Annotated in this window: 4 protein-coding genes; all 4 read right to left on the bottom strand. The window is 55.1% G+C overall.

Features of this window, described 5'->3' with window-relative positions; genetic code table 11:
• The coding region (locus S1OALGB6SA_RS03955) for a toprim domain-containing protein (protein WP_124032630.1) at positions 1–1,459 on the bottom strand (1,459 nt) is incomplete at its 3' end.
• An 86-nt stretch (positions 1,460–1,545) separates the two neighbouring features.
• On the bottom strand, positions 1,546–2,277 hold the full coding sequence (locus S1OALGB6SA_RS03950) for a CHC2 zinc finger domain-containing protein (RefSeq protein WP_124032629.1): 732 nt from the start codon (positions 2,275–2,277) through the stop codon (positions 1,546–1,548).
• Positions 2,274–3,107 (bottom strand): ParA family protein, encoded by an 834-nt coding sequence (locus S1OALGB6SA_RS03945; protein ID WP_124032628.1) that lies wholly within the window; start codon positions 3,105–3,107, stop codon positions 2,274–2,276. The genes S1OALGB6SA_RS03950 and S1OALGB6SA_RS03945 overlap by 4 nt, the downstream gene beginning before the upstream one ends.
• Positions 3,104–3,364: hypothetical protein (locus tag S1OALGB6SA_RS10130; RefSeq protein WP_195910288.1), on the bottom strand; the 261-nt coding region annotated here is incomplete at its 5' end. The genes S1OALGB6SA_RS10130 and S1OALGB6SA_RS03945, both read right to left, overlap by 4 nt.

Genomic DNA, 3,364 nt, shown 5'->3' with positions numbered 1-3,364 from the left:
GGGATGAGGGGAAGGATAGGAGGCCGGCAAAGGGGTTCACTATCATTCTGGGCTTCAGGAGCCTCTGGGCCGCCTGGTGGCGGGCTATGATGGCGGGAACTCTCTCTTCCCTCTTCTTATAAGCTTCAAAGGAGTACTTCTCCCTCTGCCGTCTATGGATGGCCTCTGTTTGCTTCTGGCTCTCATCGGTGGAGATGAGAAAGGATCGGGAGGCGTTCTCCTCGTTAATCCGGCTCTCTGTGGTGCTCACCACCATGGCAACTCTCACCTTCTTCCTAACCATATGGCTCACCATCCTGCCGCTCTTCTCATCCTTGGTAACAACCAGACGGCTTAGCTCTCCACTAGATAGCATCTCCCTTAGCTGATACTCCACCGCCTCGGTGTGGACTGACTCGCCCAGGGTTAGGAACTTGCCTATCAGGGCCTCATCTTCCATGTAGTTCAGGGCCTGATCTGAGAGGCTGGTTAGGCTAAGCACATCTTCGGGTGGCATGAGCCTCCTCACCGTATCGATTAGAAAGCTCTTGCCGCTTGCCGACTGGCTCATGACTATGATGGAGATGGGGCTCTCCATCTTGCGGCTGGATGCCGAAAGGTACATGAGGCGCTTGTTTACTCCCTCTCCCACATACCCTAGCTCTTCCAAATCTTCTTCGATGCGGCGAAAGAGAGCCGGATCTCTTAGAAGATCAAATCCTTCCGCCTCTTCCCGGGCGCTAAGAAGTGGAGGACCCTCAGGCAAGCTCTCTCTCTTCGCATCTTCATCCCTCCGGCTCTCCAAGTATTCCAAAATGTCTATTAACTCCCTCTCTATCTTGGCCGGCTCCAGTGTTTCGGAGAGCCTCCGGATGAGCCGGCTTGTGAATAGGGAGCGGCTTCTGGCGGAGAAAAGATCCACATTGTCAATGAGGCGGCGCCCTCCTTGCCGAGGCTCGATGGATTCAGAGTCGGTGCTCTCTACATTGATGAGGTTTCCATCGGAAGGGGTGTTCAGGGAGACTCGAATGTTCACTCTGAAAGAGGAGCTATCATTCGTCTTCACGATTTGGTAGCTTAGCTCATCAGATTTCACGTGGCAGCGGCCATTCCTGTAGCTGAAGGTGAGGGTGGAGGAAGTGACGCTCATCAGGGAGGCCTCTTGAATGAGGCCTTCTATATGTGCCTTCTTTTCTTCCACTGATCCCTTGCTTACCAGATATTCATTCCAGTCTTTGCAGGGAGGAAAGATACTGCGGCTCACTATGGCCTCTTTCCTAAGCCTTTCCGCTATCTTGATAGCTCCCCTTCTGCCTGCGTCATCGTTATCCAAGGCCAGGATGACTTCCCTTGTCCCAGCTTCCTTTAGGGCCTGGATATGGGTTTCACTCAGGCCGTTTGTGCCATAGAGCGCATCCAGGTTCTGAAAGCCAATGGCCATCAGGCTAAGAGCGTCCAGTATGCTCTCTGTCAGTATCATCCTCTCCGGATAGACTCACATAAGCCCTGGGATTCAGTAAACCCCGGTGAGGGCCCATCATGTAGAGGTGAAGGGGGCTCCTATTCTCATACCCTGCGGCCATAGAGGCTTACCACCTCACCTTGGAGGTTCCAAAGGGGGATGGTGATGCAGCCTGCAAAATGTTCCTTCCCCTTGGCGTTCAGGATGCCCATTCTCATAAGGGCCGCACGCTGCTCCTTTCCAATCCTATCCTCGAGCTCCCCCGATGCGAAGCCTACTTCCAGGCGTCCAAGTATCTCCGGCATTAGGCCTCGGCCTTGAAGATAAGCCCTAGCCTCTTTGGATGACTCCAGATCCCTCCGGTAGAAAGCTATAACATCCTTGATAAAGGACAAGCTCTGAGACTCAAAGAGCGGCTCGGGTTTATGAGCTTCTCTTGGGGAGGTTGGTCTTGAGGCCTGCTGTTGAGGTTCGAGGTCTCCGCTGATGGTGCCGGTGGTACTGGTGCCGGTGGGGGCAAAGTCTTTTAGAAAGCTCAAGGCCTCAGAAAAGCTTAAGGCCCGGAACCTCATAACAAGGTCGAACACATCACCGCTCTCACCACAGCCAAAGCAGTGATAGAGGCCCTTGGAGTTATCCACGCTAAGTGAAGGCTTCTTATCCTCGTGGAAGGGGCACCTCCCCATCCAGGAGGAGCCCTTCTTCTCCAGCCGGACTCCGAAGGAGGCAAAAAGGGCAACGATGTCCACCTTACCCTTCACTTCATTCTTGCTGAACTCTTCTAAGAACCCTACTCCCTTCGCCAGGGGGGAGCGGCCTTTAAGACGGGCCCTCATGATATGCTCTCACAAGCCCGGGCTCCCAGCCTCATCATCACGGCTTCACCCAGGGCTACTACTTCCTCACGGCTCTTACTCCAGTTGGCGCCGGCAAGGTCAACCAAACCCTTCTTCTCCGCTATGGCCTCTTCAAACCTCACTGAACGGCCAAGTTCTTCCTGGAAGCAGAGCTCACCAAAGACTCCTCGGAGCTCACCCACAAGCTCACGGCTTATGAGGGTGATGGTGCTGTAGGCGTTGACTATGACGCCCAGGGGGGCGAGGCGGGGGTTGAGGGTCTTTCTCATCTTCTCCATGGTTTCCAATAGATCGCTTGTGCCCTGGAGGGAGTACTGGGCGGGGGAGATGGGGATTAGAAGCAGGTCGGCCGCGGCCAGGGCGTTGCCGGTGAGGATGCCAAGCGATGGCGGGGTGTCTATGATGATAAGATCAGATCCGCCGGCCCGGGAGTCATCAGCCTGGGAACTCCCATGAGCGCAGGCCCTCATGAACTCTTCGCTCACCAGGAGTCTCTTCAGTTTGAGATAGCCGTCGATTTCACCTGCCAGCTGCCGTTCCAGCAGGGAGAGCCGGATGGAACCGGAGAGAAGCTTCAGATTCTCCCTCACTGGAGTTAGGGTGACAGGGCTGCCTGGACCCTCCAATATGGCCTCATAGAGGCCGCAAGCAGGTTCATCATCGAAGAAGCTCTTGGTGAGATTGGCCTGGCCGTCGGCGTCGATTAGGAGTACCTTCTCACCGGCATAGGCAAGGTAGCAGCCAAGCTCCCGGGTGAGGGTGGTCTTGCCCACTCCGCCCTTCTGGTTGCACATGGCGATGACTTTCACCTGGGCCTCCCTGTGAAGTCCGCCGTCTCAAGAGGGGTTGAAGCAGAGAAGGCCGCGCCGCTCTTCTTCTTGTACTCTCTCTTAATCTTGCTCACCTGGCTTGCAAGCTCGCCATAGCTGCGGCGAAAGCTAAGCAGGCTCACTTGGGCTTTGCCTAAAAAGAAATTGATCTGGAATTCTTCTAATCCAGGATCGCTGTAATAGAAGTCGCAGAGTAGCTCCTTGTTCAGCCTGCGGCATGCGATGCTCTCGGGTGG

Source organism: Olavius algarvensis spirochete endosymbiont, assembly GCA_900608495.1.
Taxonomy (GTDB): domain Bacteria; phylum Spirochaetota; class Spirochaetia; order DSM-2461; family DSM-2461; genus UBA2779.
This window is presented reverse-complemented; position numbering and strand designations above follow the sequence as displayed.